The organism is Methylobacterium sp. P1-11 (genome assembly GCF_008329595.1).
In the GTDB taxonomy this organism is placed as follows: Bacteria; Pseudomonadota; Alphaproteobacteria; order Rhizobiales; family Beijerinckiaceae; genus Methylobacterium.
The window spans coordinates 75644-95904 of sequence record NZ_NPKS01000004.1 but is presented as its reverse complement, the minus strand read 5'-3'; the positions used below and the strand labels follow the sequence as shown (position 1 = coordinate 95904).

General features: G+C 70.8%; 23 protein-coding genes and 1 pseudogene. 8 read left to right on the top strand and 16 right to left on the bottom strand.

Features of this window, described 5'->3' with window-relative positions:
* Nucleotides 1-15: 15 nt before the first annotated feature.
* From CIW48_RS05735 to CIW48_RS05720, 4 genes are all read right to left on the bottom strand, one after another.
* Entirely contained in the window at nt 16-1521 is a 1506-nt protein-coding gene (locus CIW48_RS05735; RefSeq protein WP_149309881.1) for a DUF2336 domain-containing protein, read from the bottom strand.
* Entirely contained in the window at nt 1518-2603 is a 1086-nt protein-coding gene (locus tag CIW48_RS05730; protein ID WP_149309879.1) for a lytic transglycosylase domain-containing protein, read from the bottom strand. Before CIW48_RS05730 ends, CIW48_RS05735 begins: the two co-directional genes overlap by 4 nt.
* Before the next feature lie 90 nt (nt 2604-2693).
* A complete protein-coding gene (locus CIW48_RS05725) occupies nt 2694-3323 on the bottom strand; it encodes a flavin reductase family protein (RefSeq protein WP_149309877.1) in 630 nt (209 codons plus the stop codon).
* A gap of 11 nt (nt 3324-3334) precedes the next feature.
* Complete coding sequence (locus CIW48_RS05720; RefSeq protein ID WP_149309875.1) at nt 3335-3898, bottom strand: nitroreductase; 564 nt, start codon at nt 3896-3898, stop codon at nt 3335-3337.
* A 153-nt stretch (nt 3899-4051) separates the two neighbouring features.
* On the opposite strand from CIW48_RS05720, the gene CIW48_RS05715 reads away from it, so the two are divergent.
* On the top strand, nt 4052-4969 hold the full coding sequence (locus CIW48_RS05715; protein WP_149309873.1) for a hypothetical protein: 918 nt from the start codon (nt 4052-4054) through the stop codon (nt 4967-4969).
* Between the two features lie 16 nt (nt 4970-4985).
* Here CIW48_RS05715 and CIW48_RS05710 read toward each other — a convergent pair.
* Nucleotides 4986-5892: pseudogene (locus CIW48_RS05710) on the bottom strand (DMT family transporter).
* Between the two features lie 254 nt (nt 5893-6146).
* Between CIW48_RS05710 and CIW48_RS05705 the strand changes: the two are divergent.
* The gene (locus CIW48_RS05705) at nt 6147-6545 is read left to right on the top strand and encodes a PRC-barrel domain-containing protein (protein WP_149309871.1); all 399 of its coding nucleotides are present in this window, start codon (nt 6147-6149) and stop codon (nt 6543-6545) included.
* Between the two features lie 190 nt (nt 6546-6735).
* On the opposite strand, the gene CIW48_RS05700 is transcribed toward CIW48_RS05705, so the two are convergent.
* Nucleotides 6736-6978 (bottom strand): hypothetical protein, encoded by a 243-nt coding sequence (locus CIW48_RS05700; RefSeq protein ID WP_149309869.1) that lies wholly within the window; start codon nt 6976-6978, stop codon nt 6736-6738.
* A gap of 291 nt (nt 6979-7269) precedes the next feature.
* Here CIW48_RS05700 and CIW48_RS05695 point away from each other — a divergent pair, with 291 nt between their 5' ends.
* Complete coding sequence (locus CIW48_RS05695) at nt 7270-7764, top strand: HD domain-containing protein (RefSeq protein WP_149309867.1); 495 nt, start codon at nt 7270-7272, stop codon at nt 7762-7764.
* A gap of 28 nt (nt 7765-7792) precedes the next feature.
* Here CIW48_RS05695 and CIW48_RS05690 read toward each other — a convergent pair whose 3' ends face one another.
* Nucleotides 7793-8776 (bottom strand): alpha/beta hydrolase, encoded by a 984-nt coding sequence (locus tag CIW48_RS05690; RefSeq protein WP_173009184.1) that lies wholly within the window; start codon nt 8774-8776, stop codon nt 7793-7795.
* A gap of 314 nt (nt 8777-9090) precedes the next feature.
* Between CIW48_RS05690 and CIW48_RS05685 the strand changes: the two genes are divergently transcribed.
* From CIW48_RS05685 to CIW48_RS33145, 5 genes are all read left to right on the top strand, one after another.
* Complete coding sequence (locus CIW48_RS05685) at nt 9091-9318, top strand: hypothetical protein (protein ID WP_149309862.1); 228 nt, start codon at nt 9091-9093, stop codon at nt 9316-9318.
* A 303-nt stretch (nt 9319-9621) separates the two neighbouring features.
* On the top strand, nt 9622-10098 hold the full coding sequence (locus CIW48_RS05680; RefSeq protein ID WP_149309860.1) for a hypothetical protein: 477 nt from the start codon (nt 9622-9624) through the stop codon (nt 10096-10098).
* A 23-nt stretch (nt 10099-10121) separates the two neighbouring features.
* Nucleotides 10122-10328: an Rmf/CrpP family protein gene (locus CIW48_RS05675; RefSeq protein WP_149309858.1), complete on the top strand. Its 207-nt coding sequence runs from the start codon at nt 10122-10124 to the stop codon at nt 10326-10328.
* A 122-nt stretch (nt 10329-10450) separates the two neighbouring features.
* A complete protein-coding gene (locus tag CIW48_RS05670; RefSeq protein ID WP_149309856.1) occupies nt 10451-10708 on the top strand; it encodes a hypothetical protein in 258 nt (85 codons plus the stop codon).
* A 122-nt stretch (nt 10709-10830) separates the two neighbouring features.
* Entirely contained in the window at nt 10831-10989 is a 159-nt protein-coding gene (locus CIW48_RS33145; RefSeq protein WP_173009183.1) for a hypothetical protein, read from the top strand.
* A 271-nt stretch (nt 10990-11260) separates the two neighbouring features.
* Here the strand turns inward: CIW48_RS33145 and CIW48_RS05665 are convergent, their stop codons facing one another.
* The 9 genes from CIW48_RS05665 to CIW48_RS05620 form a co-directional block, all read right to left on the bottom strand.
* Complete coding sequence (locus CIW48_RS05665) at nt 11261-11449, bottom strand: hypothetical protein (protein WP_149309854.1); 189 nt, start codon at nt 11447-11449, stop codon at nt 11261-11263.
* A 405-nt stretch (nt 11450-11854) separates the two neighbouring features.
* Nucleotides 11855-13543, bottom strand: coding sequence for an MCP four helix bundle domain-containing protein (locus CIW48_RS05655; protein ID WP_149309852.1), 1689 nt, complete (start codon nt 13541-13543; stop codon nt 11855-11857).
* A gap of 263 nt (nt 13544-13806) precedes the next feature.
* The gene (locus tag CIW48_RS05650; RefSeq protein WP_149309850.1) at nt 13807-15075 is read right to left on the bottom strand and encodes an MSMEG_0569 family flavin-dependent oxidoreductase; all 1269 of its coding nucleotides are present in this window, start codon (nt 15073-15075) and stop codon (nt 13807-13809) included.
* A 38-nt stretch (nt 15076-15113) separates the two neighbouring features.
* Nucleotides 15114-15395, bottom strand: coding sequence for an MSMEG_0570 family nitrogen starvation response protein (locus tag CIW48_RS05645; RefSeq protein ID WP_149309848.1), 282 nt, complete (start codon nt 15393-15395; stop codon nt 15114-15116).
* A complete protein-coding gene (locus CIW48_RS05640; RefSeq protein ID WP_149309846.1) occupies nt 15388-16563 on the bottom strand; it encodes an MSMEG_0565 family glycosyltransferase in 1176 nt (391 codons plus the stop codon). Before CIW48_RS05640 ends, CIW48_RS05645 begins: the two co-directional genes overlap by 8 nt.
* Complete coding sequence (locus CIW48_RS05635) at nt 16560-17555, bottom strand: sll0787 family AIR synthase-like protein (RefSeq protein WP_149309844.1); 996 nt, start codon at nt 17553-17555, stop codon at nt 16560-16562. The genes CIW48_RS05640 and CIW48_RS05635 overlap by 4 nt, the downstream gene beginning before the upstream one ends.
* Nucleotides 17552-18097: an MSMEG_0567/Sll0786 family nitrogen starvation N-acetyltransferase gene (locus CIW48_RS05630; RefSeq protein WP_149310092.1), complete on the bottom strand. Its 546-nt coding sequence runs from the start codon at nt 18095-18097 to the stop codon at nt 17552-17554. Before CIW48_RS05630 ends, CIW48_RS05635 begins: the two co-directional genes overlap by 4 nt.
* Entirely contained in the window at nt 18094-19197 is a 1104-nt protein-coding gene (locus CIW48_RS05625) for an MSMEG_0568 family radical SAM protein (protein WP_149310091.1), read from the bottom strand. The genes CIW48_RS05630 and CIW48_RS05625 overlap by 4 nt, the downstream gene beginning before the upstream one ends.
* Nucleotides 19151-20227, bottom strand: a complete 1077-nt coding sequence (locus tag CIW48_RS05620) for a Nit6803 family nitrilase (RefSeq protein ID WP_149309842.1) — start codon at nt 20225-20227, stop codon at nt 19151-19153. Before CIW48_RS05620 ends, CIW48_RS05625 begins: the two co-directional genes overlap by 47 nt.
* Between the last annotated feature and the right edge of the window lie 34 nt (nt 20228-20261).

Below are 20261 nucleotides of genomic sequence, written 5' to 3'. Positions count from 1 at the left end.
CGCGCCCATCCACGATCAGGCGGCGATGCTCACCGGTTTCTCGACGGGCGCTTCGTCCGGCTGCGGCGCGGCGCGTCCGTGGCTGGAGCGGAAATGATCCAAGAGGCTGTCGCCGAGGCCGTCGAGCACGCGATCCGTGGCGGCCTGGATCTCGGGGTCCAGCTCTTCGGGCCGGTACCAGGCCAGGATCTGCTCCGGCAGCGCATCGAGGATCGCGCCGACCGGGTTGAGCGGCGCGGCGGCCGGCGCCTCTGCGGTGTCGGCGACTGCGACGAGGATGGGTTCATCGGCCGCGGGTGCAAAGGCGGTCCGGCACTGACTTTCCAGGGCGGCGCGCCATGCCGCATCGGCGGCCTCGGCCTCGCGGCGGGCTGTCTCCCGGGCCAGCGCCTGTGCGGCGATGGCGCGGGCGATCTCGCGGGCCTCGTCGCGGGCCGCCTCGGCCTCGTAGCGATTGAGCAGCGTGATGACCGGATGCATCTCCGGATCCGACGGGTCGCCGCAGGCGTCGATGGCGCACGCGATGATCCGTCGCGACAGGCCCGTTCCGCGCACGGGGACCGCGCCGCGTGCGAGTTCCTGCCGGGCAGAGAGCGCCGCCTGCATCGGCGGCAGGAGCGCGTCGGGCAGGCCCGCCCGGGCGTGCAGATCGGCAAAGAGCCGCGGCGCGCGCATGGCGCGGCCGACGGCGGCATGGTCCTGCCCCGACAGGTCCGCCAGTGCGGCCAGGGCGAAATCGGTCCGCCCGGAGAGCACGGCGCGCAGGATCAGGCCGGCGGTCAGCTGGCGGGTGGTGCGCAGATGCGTCACCAGCCGCGTCACGGCGGCCGCGCCGAAGCCCTCGCAGGCCTCGAGCGCCACGCGCTCCCCGGCCTCGCGGCTCATCCGGTCGCAGCGCTCGGCGCCGAGCCAGCCGCGATCGGTGACGAAATCCGTGAGGGCCCGCGCCACCGCGATCCCGAGGGCGTGGCGCACCTCCGGCGGCAGGTCGGCGCGGGCGAGGAATGCCTCGCGCAGGGCGGCCTCGTCGCCGCGGCGCTCGATCATGCGCAGCATCCGGCCCGCAGTGATCTTCGCCGTCGGATTGGCCGCGAGCACGACCAGCGTGTCGGTCTCGCCAATCTCGGCCAGCGCGCCCGCGACCGCGTGCGACAGGTGGTGCCGGGCCGCGATCACCGCGCGGGTGGCCTCGTCGCCGAGGGCGGCCGCGTCCACGAGGTCGGCATCGGTGAGGACCGGGGAGCGCGCGAGCACCGGTCGCGCCACTTCCGGGACATCGCAGGACAGGGCGACGACCAGGGGGCGCGGTGTCCGTGCCGAGGCGGCGCAGGTCTCGGCGAGCGCCCGGCGGACCAGGGGTGATGGATCGTCGAGGAGCGCGAGCAGCGCGGTCTTGGCCTCCCAGGCCGCGTCATCGCCGAGATCGCCGTACAGGTAGGTCCGTGCCAGCGCCGCGGTCGCCTCGGCACGACCTTCGGCCGAGGCGTTCTGCGTCCAGGCCAGAAACTCGCGGATGATCATCGACCGCTCCGGGGGGCGAACAGGCTGGTCCTGTTGCCGGACATGGACGCTGCGGCCGCGAGTTCCGCCGGTCGGCGGGGCGGCAGCGGCGGATTGAGGAGGGCGATGCCCGGCGGCGTCGCCGCCGGCTCGGGAAGGGTGCCCGTGACGGTGGGCTCCGGAGCGGCCGCGGGCGGAGCCGTCTGCGCATCGGAACGCGGGAAATAGGTCGGCGCCGCGTGCTGATACGGCGCGGCGCTGTTGCGCGCCTGCCAGAGTCGGGCTGCGGCATCCGAGGCCGCGCCGCGCTGATCCGTCTGGAAGAGGGAGCGCAGGTCCGAGGTCCCGCCGAAGGCGGTCGCGGCGCTGGCATAGGCCGAGACGGCCTGCGGCGCGGCGGTGCCGTCCTGGCGCAGGCCGGTAAGGTCGGTGGCGGCCGCACCCTGGGCCGCCGCCGCGAGGCTGGCATAGAGTTCGGCGGCGCTGCGCGGCCGGCCGGCGCGATCGTAGAACAGCGCGCGGTTGGCGGCCGCCGCCTCCGGCAGGTCGAGGGCGGCGGCGCGTTCCGGGAAGGCCCGGGCTGTCGAGATCAGGGACGCCGCGCCCTTCGCGCCCAGCACGTGCGCCGCGTAGAGATCACCGGCGGTCGGCTCGCGGCCGAGGGCGCTCGTGAGGGCGTCGGCATTCTGCTGGGTCAGGGCACCGGCCAGAGTCGCGGAAATCTTCGGATCGCGGCGAAGATCGAGGATCGCCTGCCGCTGGGTCGCGTCGGGGACCGTGTAGGTGCCGTCCGACTGCCGGGTGATGGCATCGGCCTGCGTCTGCAGGCCGAGCTTCGGCCCGGCATTCTTCATCACCCCGAGCCAGGTCTGCTCGATGAACTGGAACAGGCCGGTGGCCGAGGAGGTCCCGGCCTTGGCTGCGGGATCGAGGGCGGATTCGCGCCGCGCCGTCGCGAGGAGATAGTCGAAGCCGACGCCGCTCGCCGTGGCACCGTCGCGGATCGCCTGGACCACCGGACCCGAGGCGGCCGTGCCCGGCAGGGCTCGCGCCTGGGGCGGCGGGCTCTCCGAAGGGCTCGAGGGCGTGGTGAACAGGAACATCCGGGCGCGCACGGGGGCTGGAGACCAGCCGAACCTGCGCCCGCTATGGTAAACAAGTCCTCAATCGGCCGGGCCGATCCGGATCCTGTTTCAGGACCCGGTGAACTCTCCCGCGCCCTTCGGCCGGCGCATCTGGAACCGGGTGTCGGCGGTGGCGTGGAAGTAGTCGAAGTATCCACCGCGCATGATCGGATGCATCGCCGCCGTATCGACCTTCCCGTCCGTCACGAAGCGCTCGTCGACGTAGATCGACACGACCTGCCCGATCACCAGGAAGTTCTCGGCCTCGCCGCCTTCGAGGGGGACCAGCGGCACCGTCTGCAGCCAGCGGCATTCGAGCGCCGCCGGCGAGGCCGCCACCCGCGGCGGCCGGACCTTGCGCGAGGGCGCGGTCTCCAGGCTCGCGAAGGCGAATTCGCTCGTTCCGCGCGGCAGCGGCGCCGAGGAATCGTTCATCCCGTCGCGCAGGTCCCAAGTGGCGAGGCTGCAGACGAATTCCCGGCCCTCCTCGGCGAAGGTCATCGCGTCCTTGCGGCCTGTCGACGAGAACGCGACCATGTTGTCGGCCACGGCGTTGAAGAACGAGTAGGGTGCGAGGTTCAGCTCGCCCGCACGATTCATGGCGCTGATCCAGCCGATCGGCCGCGGGGCGACGATCGCTTTGAGCGGGTTGTGCGGGAGGGCGCGTGCCTCCCGCGGCAGATCGAGATCGTAGTGCACGGCCGGTCCCTTCAGAGGTAGGTGACGATCTCGTCCAGCGCCGGCCGGGGCCGGTCGGAGGGCACCTCGCGTGCCCGGCCTATATGCACGAAGCCCGCCAGCTTCTCGGTGGGCGCCAAGCCCAGCGCGTCGAGGACGCGGCGGTCATAGGCGAACCATTCGGTGAGCCAGGAGGTCGCGAAGCCGGCGGCATTCGCCGCGATCACGAGGTTCATGGTGGCGGCGCCGGCGGAGAGCACCTGCTCCCATTCCGGAATTTTGACGTGCGGTCCGGCCCGCGAGACCACCGCCACGGCGACCGGCGCATGCGACAGGCGTGCGCGTTCCTGCGCGAGCCGCTCGGGCGCGGCGCCGGGATTGTCCGCCGCGAAGGCCGCGGCGATGATCTCGCCCACCCGCGCCCGGGCCTCGCCGGCGATGACGATGAAGCGCCAGGGGGCCAGCTTGCCGTGGTCGGGCACGCGGGAGGCCGCGCTGAGGAGGGTGTCGAGTTGTGCCCGATCCGGTCCGGGCTCGTCCAGCAGCGCTGGCGGCACCGAGCGGCGGGTCTTCAGGAGGTCGAGGGTGGCGGTCATGCGCTCCGTCCCGGTATCGCGTCCCGACGGGCATGTGGCATGCGGGAGGCGCCGGTGGAAGAGCGGCCTTGCCGCCGCCATGGTCCGCAGTCAGAGCCCGGTCCGGACGATCCGGCGTCCGGACCGGAGCGAAGGGTCGAGAGGGGCCAACCGATGCGCATGAGGCTTGCCGCAACCGTGCTGGCGATGCTCGCCGCCGGCCTGCCGCCCGCATCCGCGCAGCAGGATCCGTTCCAGAACCGGCTCGGGGGCGCCCTGCCCTCGCCGTCGATCACCTCCCCGAACCTGCCGCCCGCCCTGCCGCCGGCCGAACCGGAGGCGCAGCTGTCGCTGTCGGCGCTCCTGTCGGGGCCGGGCACGCCCCTGCGCCAGGGCCTTGCGTGGCGGATCTACGAGGATCGCGGCGACGGCACGCGTCCGTCGATCGTCGGTCGTTCGAGCGAGGCCGAGCCGCATTTCACCCTGGCCCCCGGCGCCTACGTGGCGACGGTGACCTACGGCTTCGCCAGCGCGTCGAAGCGCATCGTCATGGGGGGCCAGCCGACCAACGACACGCTGCGGGTGGCAGCCGGCGCCCTTACTCTCGCGGGCGCCGTCGGCGACCAGAAGATCCCGCCCGGTCAGGTGATGTTCTCGGTCTTCGTGCCGGTGGGGACCAATTCCGAGGGGCGGCTCGTGCGCTCGGGGATCAAGACCGGCGAGCTGCTGCGCCTGCCGGAGGGCACATACCACGTGGTCTCGACCTATGGGGAATCGAATGCGATCCAGCGCGCGGATCTGCGGGTCGAGAACGGCAAGGTGACGGAGGCGACCCTCAACCACCGCGCCGCGACGGTGACGCTGAAGCTCGTCGCGGCTCCCGGTGCCGAGGCCTTCGCCGGCACGGCCTTCTCGGTCCTCACGCCCGGCGGCGACACGATCCGCGAGGCCATCGGCGCGTTCCCACAGGTGACCCTCGCGGAGGGTGATTACGTGCTGATCGCCCGCCATGACGGGCAGGTCTACACCCGCGAGTTCAAGGTCGAGAGCGGCCTCGACCGCGATATCGAGGTGGTGGCCAAGTCGGGCTGACGCCGCCCGCGCCCGTTCAGGCGAAGCGCCGCGCGAGCGCCACGCAGACGGCGACCGCCAGGGCGGCACCGATCATCGCGGGTTCGATCCGCTCGCCCAGGATCAGCGCGGCAACGCCGAGTCCGAGGAACGGCTGCAGCAGCTGCAGCTGTCCGACCGCCGCGATGCCGCCACGCGCCAGGGCCCGGTACCAGAACACGAAGCCGATCAGCATGCTGAACAGGGCGACGTAGGCGAGGCCCGCCCAGGCCGGCAGCGGGATCGCGGCCGGTTCCGCCGGCCGGAGGGCGAGGGCCAGCGGCAGGCTCACCGGCAATGACAGGACGGTGGCCCACGCGATCACCTGCCAGCCGCCGAGCCGGCGGGCCAGGACGCCGCCCTCCGCGTAGCCGAGCCCGCAGAGCAGGATCGCGGCCAGCATGAAGGCGTCCCCCGGACCGGGAGGACCATCGAGCCCGCGCGGCGAAACCGACCGTGACCAGCGCACCCGCGAGCGAGAGCAGCCAGAAGATCGGCGACGGCCGTTCGCCCGAACGCAGCGCGCCGAACAGGGCGGTGGCGAGAGGCAGCAGGCCGAGGAACACGGTTCCATGCGCGGCGCCGACCGTCCGCAGAGCCAGGGCGGTGAGCAGCGGGAATCCGACTACGGCGCCCGCGGCCACGATGGCGAGCGCCGGGAGATCGGCCCGGCACGGCCGCGCCTGGCGGAGCGCCAGGAGCGCGGCGGCGCCGGCCAGACCCGCGAGCGCGGCCCGCGCCGCGCTGAGGAACAGCGCATCCATGCCGGTCAGCGCGAGGCGCGTGGCGACCAGCGAGGCGCTGAAGATCGTGATGCCGACGAGACCGTCCACCCAGGCCCCGGGCGCGGGCCCACGCGCCGCTTCGAGTACTCCCCCCGCCACGGATGTCTCCTCCTCACGCATGACGGACGCGGCATGCCGCGCCGCGGGGCCGTCGGCCAGGAACGATCGTCGCGTGGCCAGGCGTTCTGTCCCAGTCGCTTTCCAGTACAGTTGCGCGCCGGCTGGGCGGTCGGCAGCCGCCCAGGCCACGCCGCATCGTGCAGACGACGCCGGGCCGTTCCATGTTCCGCGCATTAACATTTCCGTGTCCGCGCGGAACGATGCGCGGGAGGCGGCCATTTCCGACGGCCCATACCGGGCCACTGGAGATTGCCATGCGCCGCCTCGTCCTCGCCGCCTTCGCCGCCGCCGCCCTCGCCGGGCCGGCCGTCGCCGCTAATGAAGCCCCCAAGACCGTGGCGCCGAAATTCGAGACCGTCCCGCAGGATGCGGTGCTCAGCTACAACCTGATCGGCCTCAACGTCACCGACGCGCAGAACGGCACGGTCGGCGAGATCAAGGATCTGGTGATCGAGCACGAGAAGCTCGCCGGATACATCGTCTCCGTGGGCGGCTTCCTCGGGATGGGCGAGCACTACGTGGCCGTTTCGCCGAACTCGATCGCGATCGGCTACGATGCCGACGCCAAGAAGTGGAAGGCCGTCATCGGCGCCACCAAGGATCAGCTGAAGTCGGCCCCCGAGTTCAAGTACGACGGTAAGTTCAAGCGCTGACGCACCTCAATTCGGCTCGGCCGGGCGCATCGGCCGCGCACGAGTCCGGTCTCGCGGCGGCACCGTCGCGAGACCGGCCGCCGCACGGCCAAGTGTCGCGTGCATCATCCCGGGACGGAACCGTCTCACGTCTCCCTGCGCGTCCGGCGCTCAGACCTGGACCCGGAGCGGACGTGGCCGGCGCAGCGCCTCAGAGCGAGGCTTCCACAGCCTGACGCGTCAAGCGGTCGACCAGAGCCTCCCGCTTGGCCTGACGCAGCACGATCCGGGCGGCAGACCGGGCATTGGCCGCGCGCAGCTCCGCCCGCGGACCGCCATCACGCAGCGCCCGCCACGCCAGCGCGCGGAACCAGCGGACATTGGCCAGGGCCGCAGCCCGGCGGCTGAGCGGTCCGCCGACATCCAGCGGTTTCTCGAATGTCACGGACGCCATTGGCCCAATCCTGAAGCGCGACGCGCCGCTTGTCCGGTTATGAGACAAGACATGGCGGTTTCTCGGGAACTCGGCAATAGTGCTGCCAACCTAAACTTTTGAATGCAGCGCGAAGACTGCGCATCCACGAAATGCGGTACTCCGAACACGTCGCAGGGTCCGGGACCGTCGCGCCGCGGCGTTCCCGTCGATCACAGGCTTGACGGGAACGCCGCCGCATCCTGACGACTTCCCGGGTCGGAAAGCCGGAGCGGCGCCGAACCGGACCGATCGATCCCACGAGAGGGTAGCGTGCCGACGATCTTCGATGCCCATACCTTCGCCCTCACCGCGCATGCGGGTCAGCTCGACAAATGTGGCGAGCCCTGCATGCGGCACCTCGAACGCGTCGCGAACGCGACCCTGACCCGTGCCGGCCACGCCCGACTCATCGACAGGCTCGACATCGACCCGATGCGAGTGATGCAGGCCGCGCTCCTGCACGATGTGCTGGAGGACACGCCGCGCACGATGACTGACCTTCGCGCCGCCGGTTTCGACTCGGATATTATCGAAACGGTCACGCTTCTGACGAAGCCGGCCAGCCGGATCGCCTATTCGGAGCGGATCACGACGCTGATCGCGGCGGGCAACCTGGCGGCGCTGCTGATCAAGATGTCCGATACGGAGGACAACCTCCGTCCCTCCCGGATTCCGGCCGATGCCGCCTTTTTGCGTGAGCGCTACGCGACGGCCTTCGCGCGGCTTAAGGAAGCCGCGTCCGCCGTCGGCTATACGGGCCGGTGACCGCAGACGGCGGGTTCGACCTGCTCGATCAGGCCCGGATCCGGGCGGTCTGTGTCGCCACGCAGGCCCGGATGAAGGCGCCGGCCTCGTCCAGGGCCCTGGCGGCCTCCGGGATCGGCGCGCCGACGAAGACGTGGCACTGCTCCGGATACCGATACAGCGCGACGCCCTGCCCCGCCTGTGCCAGGGCTCGATGGAGCCGAAGGGCATCCGGGTGGAGGAGATCCCGCGTGCCGGTGATGATCGCCACCGGCGGCAATCCGTCGAGACGACCGAAGAGCGGGCTGACCTGCGGATCCGACAGCGGCGTGCCGGCTGCCCAGAAGCGGGCCGCCGCGCGGCAGCCGGGCACGGCCAGCATCGGGTCTCGCGGTGCGATGGTGTGCACGCCGGGATCCGAGAACGTCAGATCGAGCGCAGGCGAGAACAGCAGCAGGCCGGCAGGCAGCTTTTCGCGGCGCGCAAGCAGACGCTGGGCGATGCCGAGGGACAAGCAACCGCCCGCCGAGTCGCCCGCCACGATGAGGTTGCCGCGGTCGTCCGCGCAGACCGTCGCCATGAGGCGCTCGAGGAATGCGTAGGTTTCCCGCCACGTGCTCTCGGGGGCCAGCGGGTAGCGCGGGAGGATCACGCGGGCTCCGGTGCGCGCGATCAGGGCGTCGACGATCCGCCAATGCGGCCCGAGCACGTCGAAGACCCAGGCGCCCCCATGCAGGTAGAGGATCGTGGTGCCTGAACACGCGCCGCGCGGGTGGATCGTGAAGACCTCCGACCCGTCCCGACGATCGGCTTCGATGCGGTACTTCCGGCGCAGCCACACCGACGGACGTGCCGGCTCGACCCGCCGGTGCAGCGCGATCTGCCGCCGCATGCCGTCCGCGTCGCGCGCCTTGCGCTTCATGCCGCTCAGCGGGAGCGCCACATCGTTGATCAGCCTGGCCCGGACGCTGACCCCGGAGATCCTGGCCCAGGCAAGCATTCCGAGGACGGCGATCCCGGCGGTCCCCGCCATCAGCGCAGCAGGGCGCGGCCGGCCATTCAACGGATCAGTCCTCCGCGTCGAATCCCTCGGTTCAATGGATCCCGGCTCGGCCTGTTCCCCATGCGGTCCCGCGGGCGCCGGTCGGATGTATTCGTGCTGCTCCCGGGCACGACGCACACGGATCCGGAGAGGCGGCGGTTCGGATCCGGCAGGAACACCGCCGGACCCGTCGGGTTGGCCAGACATCACGCGCCGGGAGAGGCGGAACCCGCAACCGCCTACCAATGCAACGGGTGCGCTCTTCGCCTCCGACGCTCACGGCGCCGCGCATCAGCAGGAGCAGCATGAGCACGTCGAAGAAGACACCCGCCGCCGACCGCCATCAAGGCGGCCCGGGCAGCAGCCATCAGGATGCCTCGAAGCCTCACGTCGAGGCGCATCACGGCCCCGCACCGGGCAGCCCGACCAATGATTCGAAATCTCACGTCTCCGGCGGCGGCGGCGAGCGGGACAGCCATCACACCCACAGCACGAAGGGCCGGGCGCCGGACCGCACCGATCGATCACACTGAACCAGACACCGCGCGGATCGGCTGCCGACATCCCTGATTCTCGAAGGCGCCCAGCCGCCGCGGCGGGTCGCCGCGGCGGCTTCGGGGATGCCGGCGCGCGCCGCTCGACAGTCGGAGACCCTTCAGTCCTGTGCCCCGACCACCTGCGGACGCCCCCCTTTCGTGCACCCTGCGCGCGCGCCACGGTGACGGAGGCGCCCTGGTCCGTCAGGGTCGTCCGCGCGACAGTCCGGGCACGGTCAGAAGCCGCCTTGTCGACCAGCGCGCCGGCGCAGTCCCGCGCTTGAGCGGCGACGCCTCCGTATGCGCGACGCGTTGCGGTGCCCCTCCCTCCGGCTGGTCGGCAGGCGACTGCTCCGGCAGCGCGGGACAGGGTGGTTTCGCGTCCAGCATGCACTGCTCCTCGTCAATCTCGACAAACGGACAACCGGGGTGGAACCGGCCGGATCCGGCAATTCGGAGGGCAAAAGCGGTTGCCTGTGCGGCGGCGGCAGCCGGGAACCTTCGCGCACGCGGCCGGTAGAATCTGCTGCGCCCGTCCCGTTTGTCCGCGAAGGATTCCGGTTCGTGTCCGAACCCCCGACACCCGACGACATGAACTCGGTGAAGGGCGACGGCTTTGACGGCTGGCCGGACGGCTCTTGCTGCAACCACGTCGATCCGCAGGGCATACCGCAGCGCGCGGCATGGATGGCCGCGGCGCTGATGCCCGATGGCACGCCGAACCGGCACTGGGCTCGGCCGACCCCGATCATCCGTGAATCCGGTTTGGGATCATGACCGCCAGCCCCGGAGAACCGCCGATGACGATCTCGACCCGCTCACCCGCCGCGATCAGCGACGAGGGCCGCCACGCGCGTGACCGTGGCGATCCGATCACCGCAAACCCCTATCCTCCGGACTCGGACGCCCGCGCCACCTGGGATCGCGGTTACCGGATGCCTGACGAGCAGGCGCGCGCCGCCTCCCCCGGAGCGGTGAAGGAGGACATGCCTCCGGAGGCCTCCTGATCCACGACAGGCCGCGGCAGCTCGGCGCTGGCAGCAGGAACAGCCTTGCCGGCGTGGCGTTGGCCTCAGGACCGGCAACGGCTCAGCGAGACCAATCGCCGGACCGATAAGGGAGATTCGCCATGAAGTTCATGATCATCGCCGTCGCCGGCCTCCTTGCGGCCACCATCCCCGCCGCGGCCGCTGAGAACACCGGCGCTGCGACCAGCCGGTCGGGCACAGCCAACAGCACCGGTCCGAACGACGCGGGATCCGGCTCGACGCCCGGCGCCGCTGGCAGCGGCCCGTCGACCGGTTCCATGAGTCGTTCCGGCACGACGAACAGCACGGGTCCGAACGACGCCGGATCCGGCTCAAAGCCGGCGGCGGGCAGCCGCTGATCCGAGGGGTCGGCCTCGCCTGACGGCGCACGGATCGGGCTGCCCTGTCCGGTGTCCGGTGGCGCGAAGCTGGAGCATCGCGCCGCCAAGCCAGCCTGTCCCAACCGCCTCACGGAGGCTCAATGCCGGCCACCAGCCGCCTCGTGCTTGCCGCGCTCCTGCTCCTCGGCATCGCGTCCTGCGATGACAAACAGGCGCAAAACAACACACCGACGAAGCCCGACACCACCAAGATGGAGCCGCAGACCGAACAATCGGCGCCGGACGCGCAGAAACGTTAGCGTACTGCCGACTTGTGCCGCGAGGGCGCACGACGGGACATAAGCCCGTTGAGCCGGTCGGAGCTCTCATCCCCCTCACGCTCCCGAAATGCCCAAGCGCGGCCGAGATCGCGACAGCGCGCTCCAACCGGCGGCGCCACCCCGGGTGGCCTCTTCCTCGAGGCGGCTGCTCAAGAGTTTGAACCGGGAGGGTGGAAGGGAGGGCTGCCCTTCGTTGCAGCCGGCCGGCAGGCCATCCGCACCGAAAGCGCGCCGTTGTCCTGGACGGCCATCACCGCGGGGATTGCGAGGCTCCGGTCTCATGCGGACCAGCAACCAAGATGGCGGGCGGATCGCCGGACGAGTCGGCGATAAAAGGGACGGCGGCACCGAAACCGAGGGCGGCCTCGACGAGAATGTCGTCGAGCGTGTCCGCGACCCACAGGGCGCCGTCGAAGACGGAAATCAGGATTCGATTCATCGGCCACCTCCCTCCCGCATCCCGGGGCGCCGCCGCGGAACGGCGGCGTCCCGGGATGCGGTATTCAACCGGCTCGCACCTCGCGTCTCAGACGAAATGCATCGGCAGGGCGCGATCCAGGATCTCGACATAGGTGCCGGCGAGAACCGCGACGGTGGCGGCGGCAACGGCGGCGGCGAGGGTGAGGCGGGCAACGACGGTCATCGGAAAGTCTCCATCAGGTCCGCGACTGTGTTCGCGGTGTGACCCTGATGTAAGCCCAAGCTTTCCGGGCGGAGGTGCTCCGGCACACCTCGGCGTTGGACAATGGAGCGCCGTCCGGCCCCGGATACGCGTGGTTGCCCGGGGGGAGCGAACGGCGCGATGCGGGCGGCCCGGCGCGCCGTGCGAGACGGGCCTCCGCCGTCAGGCCGCGCGGACCGTGGCCAGGAACCGCCCGACCTCGGCAGAGAGGTGCTCGGACTGGCGCGACAGTTCCGACGCGGCGCCCAGAACTTGGCTCGCCGCCGCACCCGTCTCTTCCGCGGCGCCGGCAACGCCGGCGATGTTGCTCGTCACCTCGCCCGTGCCCTGGGCGGCCTGGGTGACGTTTCGGACGATCTCCTGGGTCGCGGCACCCTGCTCCTCGACAGCCGCCGCGATCGAGGTGGCGACCCCGTTGATCTCACGGATCCGGGACGTGATCGTGCCGATGGCCGAGACCGCCTGGCCGGTCACCCCCTGAATCCGCCCGATCTGAGCCGAGATCTCCCCGGTTGCACGGGCGGTCTGCTCAGCGAGCGCCTTCACCTCGGAGGCGACCACCGCGAAGCCCCGACCGGCCGCGCCGGCCCGGGCGGCCTCGATCGTGGCATTCAGCGCCAGAAGGTTCGTCTGGCCGGCGATCGAGGAGATCAGTCCGACCACGTCGCCGATCTTGGCGACGGCGCTGCTGAGTTCCTGCACGAGAGCACCGGTCTGGTCCGCCTCGCCGGCTGCCGAGCGTGCCAGTTCGGCCGAGCCCTGAACCTGCCGCCCGATCTCCTGGACCGAGGCGCCGAGTTCCTCGGCCGCCGCGGCGACGGTGTTGACGTTCGAGGCAGCCTCCTCGGCGGCGGCCGCGACCGCCCCCGACTGCGCCGAGGTCTGACCCGCCATGGCCGACATGGAGCCGGCGGTGGCCTGGAGTTCCGTCGCGGAGGCCGATACCAGCCCCACGATGCCGCCGACCGCCGCCTCGAAGCCGTCGGCCATCTGGCGCATGCCGATCCGGCGCTGCTCCTCGGCGGCGAGCCGCGCCTCGGCGGTCTCAGCCTCCAGCGCCTTCATCTTGATGAGGCCCTGCTTGAACACCTCCACGGCCGTGGCGATGGCCCCGATCTCGGTCTTCTCGCCCTGATACGGGATCTCCGCCGACAGGTCGCCGGCGGTCAGCGCCTGCATCGGTTGCACCACCGAGTCGATACCCCGGGTGACGCCCAGGACGATGATCACGCCCGAGAGCAGCGAGACCGCCACGGCGAGACCCATGGCGACGAGGCCGACCGTCCAGGCCTCGTTGTAGACGGCGGTGCTCTGCGCTTGCGCTGCGTCGGAGCCCTCGTTGTTGATGGCGACCAGCTTCTCCAGGGCCTTGGAGGCCGCACGACGCGGTATCAGACCCTTCGTCTCATAGAGCTGATAGGCCTCGGCCTTCTTGCCCGCGCGCGAGAGTTCGACGACCTCGTTGCGGGCTGTCCGGAACGCGTCCGATTCCCGGCTGAACGTCTCGAACTGCGCCCGCTCCTCGGGCGAGCTGAGCATGGCCTTGTAGGCGGTGATCCGGTCGGCCAGCTTCCGATCGAAGCTGTCCATGTCCTTCTCGATGGTCGCGAGGAGCGCCGGGTCGGTCGCCTGCGTGTGGCGCAGGAGAAGGCCGCTGCTGCGCGCCGTCAGCGTATCGATCTCACCCAGGGTCCTGATGCTCGGCAGCCAATTCGTATCGATTTCGACGGCCTGCTCACGCAGCTTGCGCGTACTCATGAGCCCGAGGACACCGAGCCCGACCACGAAAAGGGTCAGCACCGAGAAGGCGACCACGAGCTTGGTACGAATGGAGACACTTTGTAACGACACGGCGGCCTCGCGACAGCCGAATAGAACAATTCTGCGGCTGCAAGCCGAACTACTAGCGAAAAATATTTAATATCCGCTAACTTGAGCTTATCCCGCAAAGCGCCGGGCGGCAGGATGAAGACGTCCTCGGTCGGCCACGCGGACGAGCTGGGCCGCACAGCAACCGGGCCCCGGTCGCCTGGGACTGTCCGGCACCGGCGACCTGAACAGCCGCCCCGTCCGTGACACGCCCCGGCGAATGACGGTCCGCGCAGCGATCCGGCTCAGACCGCGTGTTTCAAGCCGAGCGCTCCGGTGGCCAGGCGCTTCTGGATCACCTCCACGATGTATTCGGCATCGCGGCCGACCGCACCGAAGCGCCCCGAGCCCCAGGTGTTCAGCCAGGGCAGGCCGATGAAGGAGATGCCGTCCTCGCCGGTCACGCCGCGCTTGTGCTTGGGTTGTCCCGCCCCGTTGAACACCGAGGCGTCCAGCCACCGGAAATCCGGCGTGAAGCCGATGCACCAGACGATGCTGGTGATGCCCGACCCTTCGAGGGCTAGGTCGGTGACCGGCTCGCCCGGCTCCCAGACCGGTGCGTAGGGCTGCTGATCCGGCGCTTCGAGGCCGGTCTCCGCGATGTACGTGTCGATGGCCGCGTTGATGCTGTTGTAGGTCCGGTCGGCCTGGTCGAGCGAGCGCTTGAGATTGTCGCGGAAGCGCAGCGCACCGTCGGCATAATCGTCGAGCACCCCGTAGAGCGCCATGCCCTCCAGGGCGAACCGGCGCAGGTCGATATCCCGGCCGCCGTCGCGCCCGGTCACGTAATGATTCGTGTTGTCGCGGACGCCGTCGCGCAGCGGATGGTTCTCGACGGTCATCTCGTAATAGCCCATATCGGCGAGCCACGTGACGACGTCTCGCCCGCGGTAGAAGCGGGCACAGCGAGGTGCATCGCCCACCGCGAGATGCACCTTGCGGCCGGCGAGATGCAGATCCTCCGCAATCTGGGCGCCGGACTGCCCCGAGCCGACGACCAGCACCGCGCCATCGGGAAGCTGGGCCGGGTTGCGGTACTGGTTCGAGTGGATCTGCGTCATCCCGGGCGGCAGCTTCTCGGCCATGCGGGGGATGATCGGGGTGTGATAGCCGCCGGACGCGACCACGATCTCGTCGGCGGTGTAGTCGCCCTCCGAGGTCTGGACTGAGAAGCGACCGTCCCAGCGGCGCGCGACGCGGCTGACCGCGACGCCCTCCCGGATCGGTGGATCCACCTTTGCGACGAATGCCTTGAGGTAGGCGACGATCTCGTCCTTCCTCATGAACCCGTCCGGGTCCGGACCGTCGTAGCGGTGGCCCGGCAGGTCGCATTGCCAATTCGGCGTGACGAGGCAGAACGTGTCCCAGCGCTGCGTCGTCCAGGCATGCGCGGCGGTCTTCTTCTCGAAGACGAGATGTTCGATCCCACGCTGCTTGAGGTGATAGCTTACCGAGAGACCGGCTTGACCGCCGCCGACGATGGCGACGGGAACGTGACGGATCGTGGACGTCATGGCTCCAACTCCGAGAGCGTTCGGGAGGACGCGGAGATTCAGGCCTCGAAGCGCTCGACCGCGACCCGGCCGCCGGGGGGCTGGCGCCCCGCGACGGCCTCGATGCGGGCGAGCTGATCCAGGGCGGAGGAGCAGGCGAAGCCGTATTTCTCGCGGACCCGCTCGCTGGCGATGGTGAGGGCCGTGCGGGCCTTCGCGACGAACTCGTCGAGGGCGTAGCTCTCGTCCGGCGTGAGGAAGTCCTTCACCACGAGCGAGGGCGAGTAGTAGGCCTCGCGCCGTCCATCGGGCCAGCGAACGTGGAAGTGCATCTCAGGCATCGATCGGTTCCGGCTGACTTTGGGCGCAGGCCGCGTAGGCGGCGCGGTGGCGATCGGCGCAGGCGCGCCACGACTGGGCGGCCGCTCGTGCGAGGCCGGCCGCCCGCAGCCGGCCGCGGGTTTGCGGCTCCATCGCCGACGCCATGGCGTCGGCGATGGCATCCGGGTCTGCGGGATCGACGAAGAGTGCGTCGGTCGCCGTCAGGTACTCGGTGAACGGGGGCCGGCGCGAGACGATCACGGGCGTGCCGCAGGCCATTGCCTCCAGCACGCACAGGCCGAAACCTTCCATCCAAGAGGGGAACGCCAGCAGGTCCGCCTCCCGGTAGAGTCCCGGCATGTCGGCCTGTGGAACTGGGCCCGTCTCTATGACGGCCGCCCCGCGCCCAATTGCGAGGCCGGCAGCTTCCAGCGTCGCGCGGCACCGAGCGCGGTAGGCGGCGTGGTCGAGCAGCGAGGCGCCGCCGGCGACGACGAGCTGCGCCCGGGGGTGGCGTGCGCGCAGCCGGACAAATCCCTTGATGATTCCCAGCGTGTTCTTGCGTTCCTCAAAGCCGCCGACAGTCAGGATGACGGGCCCCTGGCCGAGCCCCCAGCTCTCCCGCACGGCCGTGTCGGCCGGCGTCGGCGCGTCCCGGTAGACTGACAGGTCGACCCCGTTCCCCACGATGGTGGCCTCGACGCCGTGCTCGTCCCGGATCCAGTCGGCCCAGAGGCGGCTGACGCAGAGCAGGCGCTGGGCCTCGCGGATCGCGCGGTCCTGCCACGCCGCGAGCAGCGGGTCGGAAAAGTTGTCGACGTGGTGCACGGTGCGCGCGAAGCCCGGGATCAGGTGCCGGTCCTTCAAGGTCGCGAGCGCGTTGCCGCCGATGCCGTCATGCGCGTGGAAGACGTCGAAAGCGCGCGCCGCCGGGCTCGCGAAGTGGCGCAGGTAATCGGAGATGCGGGCGCGCACGAGCTCGACCGTCGGGCCGGCGACCGGCTCGGCGGCCAGAGCCACGGTTGGACAGGCCGCATCCCGGAAGAAGCCGCCGCCGGACGGGTCAGGGGCGTGGACCACGGCCTCGTGGCCCAGCGCACACAGGGCCTCGGCCAGCGCGAGGCAATGGGCCACGCCGCCGCGCGGGTTCGTGGAGTGGGTGAGAATGGCGATGCGCAGGGCCGTCACCGGGCAGCCCCCGCGCCGTGCCGAGCGCAGCCGATGAGCGGTCCGGCCGCGAAATCCCAGACTTCTGCGTCGGCGCCCGCACCGTCTCTCACGCGGGCGACCTGGCTCGCGTCGAGGCGCCCTATCGCGCCCGCTGCAATGCCGCGCTCCGCGAAGCGCGCGAGCACGGCCGGCGTGCGGTCGGGATGCACGCTCACGAGGTAGCCGAAGCTCGGGAAGGCCGTCAGCCAGCGCGCGAGCGGGACGTGGTCGGGACGCGGGATCGCGTCGAGGTCGATGACGCCGCCAACCGCCGAGCATTCAAGTAGCATAAGGGCCGTGCCGACGATTCCCGCCATGCTGATGTCCTTGGCGGCACGGGCCAGCCCGTCTTCGGCGATGGCGGGCAGCAGCGCGAGGTCGCCGCGCAGCCGTGCCCCCGGCGCCCCGGTCGAGGCGTCCCAGTAGGGTTGTGGCTCACGGAACCGCCCGCGCAGGTCGATGGCGGCGACGAGGTCGTCGCCGGGCGCGGCATCGAAGCTCGTCAGGAGGCGCGAACCGGACCGGCCGAGCACGGCGACCGCGAGGTTCCCCGCGGCCGCGCGTATGTTGGTGTGGCCGCCCACGATGGGGACGCCGTAGAGCGCTGCGGCGTCGGACAAGCCGGCCAGGATCAGATCTGCCGCCCCGGCATCCCGGCTCCAGAGCGCATCGACCACGGCGAGCGGGCGCCCGCCCATGGCGGCGACGTCGCTCAGGTTGACCATGATCCCGCAATAGCCGGCGAAATACGGATCGTCGGCCACGAAGCTGTCGAGAAAGCCCTCGATGGCCAGGAGCAGGTGTCCGTCGCCATCGCGGATTGCCGCGCAATCGTCGCCGACCGGCACCGCTGCGTGCCGGCTCCCCAAGCCGAGCCGCGCCACTACAGCGTCGATGTCGCGCTTGTGGGCAACGCCGCGGGCCTCGCGGATCTGGCGCGCCAGCGCCTGGATGTCGGGGGCGGCAGTCACGCGGCCCTGCGGATCATGACGACGCCGTGCTTAGGATCGAGCACCGGCGGGTAGGCGGCGAGGTCCGCCTGCATGAGCCGGTGGGGCCGCCCATGCAGATCCAAGAGGGCGAGGCTCGTCCAGTTCAGGCGCTCGAACAGTGGCGCGTTCCCCTCCTGCACATGCGCGAGGAAGCAGGCGCAGCCCCTTGCGTGAGCGGCCGAGACGGCGAGCCGTATGAGCCCGGTGCCCAGGGCGGCGGCGCTTCGGAAGGGCTTGGCGACGGCGAGGCGGGAGCCCCACCACTCGCCGGGACGTTCCGGAACCGCGTGGATGCGCACGGTGCCGACGACGGCGTCGGCCTCACCGCCCAGCGTCGAGAGGGCGCAGATCGGTATGGCGTGGGCGTCGACGGCGTCCCGGTCGTCATCCACGAAGAGGCCCTGCTCCACGCAGAAGACCTGGCGGCGCAGGGCCGCGCAGGCGCGCCGCTCCCACGGGGCGATCGCGAATTTCACGCGGAAGTGGCTCGGCTGGTATGGCGGCACGGGGTCGAACATCAGGCCGCCCCGCCGGTCCGCTCGTAGGTGGAGAGCGCCGAGCAGGCGCCGCACCGTCCGCAGCCGGCTTTGATCTCGGTGGAACGCAGGCTTGCGGCGGCCAGCCTGTCCGCGAGCGGCTTCAGGATGGCATGCATGAAGTCCGGTCCGGGGGCCGGATGACTTTCCAGCGGCGTGCCGGAGATCGGCACGAACGGCACCACGAAAGGATAGACGCCCATCCCGATCAGGCGGTCGGCCACCGCCAGGATGTCCTCCGGTGCATCGCCGAGCCCGGCAAGGATGTAGGTGGAGACCTGGCCGCGCCCGAAGACCGGAATGGCGGCCGCGAAGGCGTCGTAGTAGCGCTCCAGCGGCACGCTCGCCTTGCCGGGCATGATCCGCGCACGCACCTCCGGTGTGACGGCCTCGAGATGCATGCCGAGCGCATCGACGCCGGAGGCCTTCATCCGCTCGAACCATCGGTCGTCGTCGGGGGGCTCGCACTGGGCCTGGATCGGCAGGTCCACGGCGGCCTTCACCGCGAAGGCGCTCTCGCACAGAATCGCCGCGCCGCGATCGGTGCCATTCGGCGTGCCGGTAGTCATGACCATGTGCTTGACGCCGTCCAGCAACACGGCGGCACGGGCGACCTCGGCGAGCTGCGCCGGGCTTTTGTGCGCTACCGTGCGCCCGGCAGCGAGGGACTGGCCGATCGAGCAGAACTGGCAGGTCTTGGTGCGGCTGGCGTAGCGGATGCAGGTCTGCAGCACTGTGGTCGCGAGCACGTCGCGCCCGTGCAGCACGGCGATCTTCGAATAGGGCACCCCGTCGAAGGTCGAGAGCGCGTAGAAGCGGGGTTTGCCCGGGAAGGTGGCGCGGCCGATCACCACGCCGTCGTGCTCGATCACCGCGACTCCGTCCGCGTCCGGCCGGCGGACGAGGAAGGGCGAGTCGAAGGCGGCCTCGGTGTGGACCGGGACCATCACGGTTCGGCCCGCGATGGTCATGGCCTTGTGGTCCGAGGGGCCGGCGCCGCCGCGGCGGCTCGGCGCTCCGGCGCGGCTGTCGGCCAGCCTAACACCGTAGGATTGTAACGCGTTGATCAGGCGCTCTGTCGGCATCCCGATCAGGCCCGTCGTCACCGGCGGAGCGAGGGTAAGACTCGTCGGAAGCGGGGAACTGCTCATGGTCGAGGCTCCGGGAGGCGGTCTGCGTACGCGCCAGCGGGTGCACGAAAGACGCCGGACAGTCGTCGTGGAGGAGGCTGAGGAGTTCGGGCCGTGCATAGTGGCCGACCGAGTCCATCATCCGCTTGCGCTTGGTCACGAGCGCGAGGTCCATGTCGGCGATCAGGATGCCCTCGCCGGGTCCGAGCGGCTCGGTGAGGTGCTTGCCCTCGGGCGAGACGATGGCGGTGCAATTGCCACCCCGGCAGGCGCCGCGCAGGCGCTCGTCCGGGCAAACCTGCGCCACCTGGTCGTCTGTGAGCCAGCCCGTTGCGTTGACCACGAAGCAGGCCGCCTCCAGGGCATGGTGGCGGATCGTCACCTCCATCTGGTCGGCGAAGATCTGGCCGACGAGCGAGCCCGGGAATTGCGCGGCGTGGATCTCCTCGTGGCGCGCCATGAGGGCGTAGCGGGCGAGCGGGTTGTAATGCTCCCAACAGGCCAGCGCTCCGACGCGGCCCACTGCCGTCTCGACCACGGTGATACCGGCGCCGTCGCCCTGCCCCCAGATCATGCGCTCGTGATAGGTCGGGGTGATCTTGCGGCGCTTGAGTTTCAGCGCCCCATCCGCATCGAAGATCAACTGCGCGTTGTAGAGCGAGCCGTGGTCGCGCTCGTTGACCCCCAGCACGATCACGGCGCCGTGGCGGTGCGCGGCCGCCGAGACGGCCTGCGTCACCGGTCCCGGCACGGCCACCGCGCGCTCGTAGAGCCTGAGGTGCTCAGGGCCCTGCAAGGCAGGCGGAAGGACGAAGGAGAAATAGGGGTAGTAGGGGACGAAGGTCTCGGGGAAGACCATAAAGCGCGCGCCCTTGTCGGCGGCCTCGTCGACGGCGTTGAGCACGCGCTCCAGGGTGCCGTCCGGCCTGTCGAGGTCTGGCGCAATCTGGATGGCGGCGGCCCGCACGATCCGGGACTCTGGCATGGATGATCCTCCGGCGGACCCAGCGGCTGCGCGC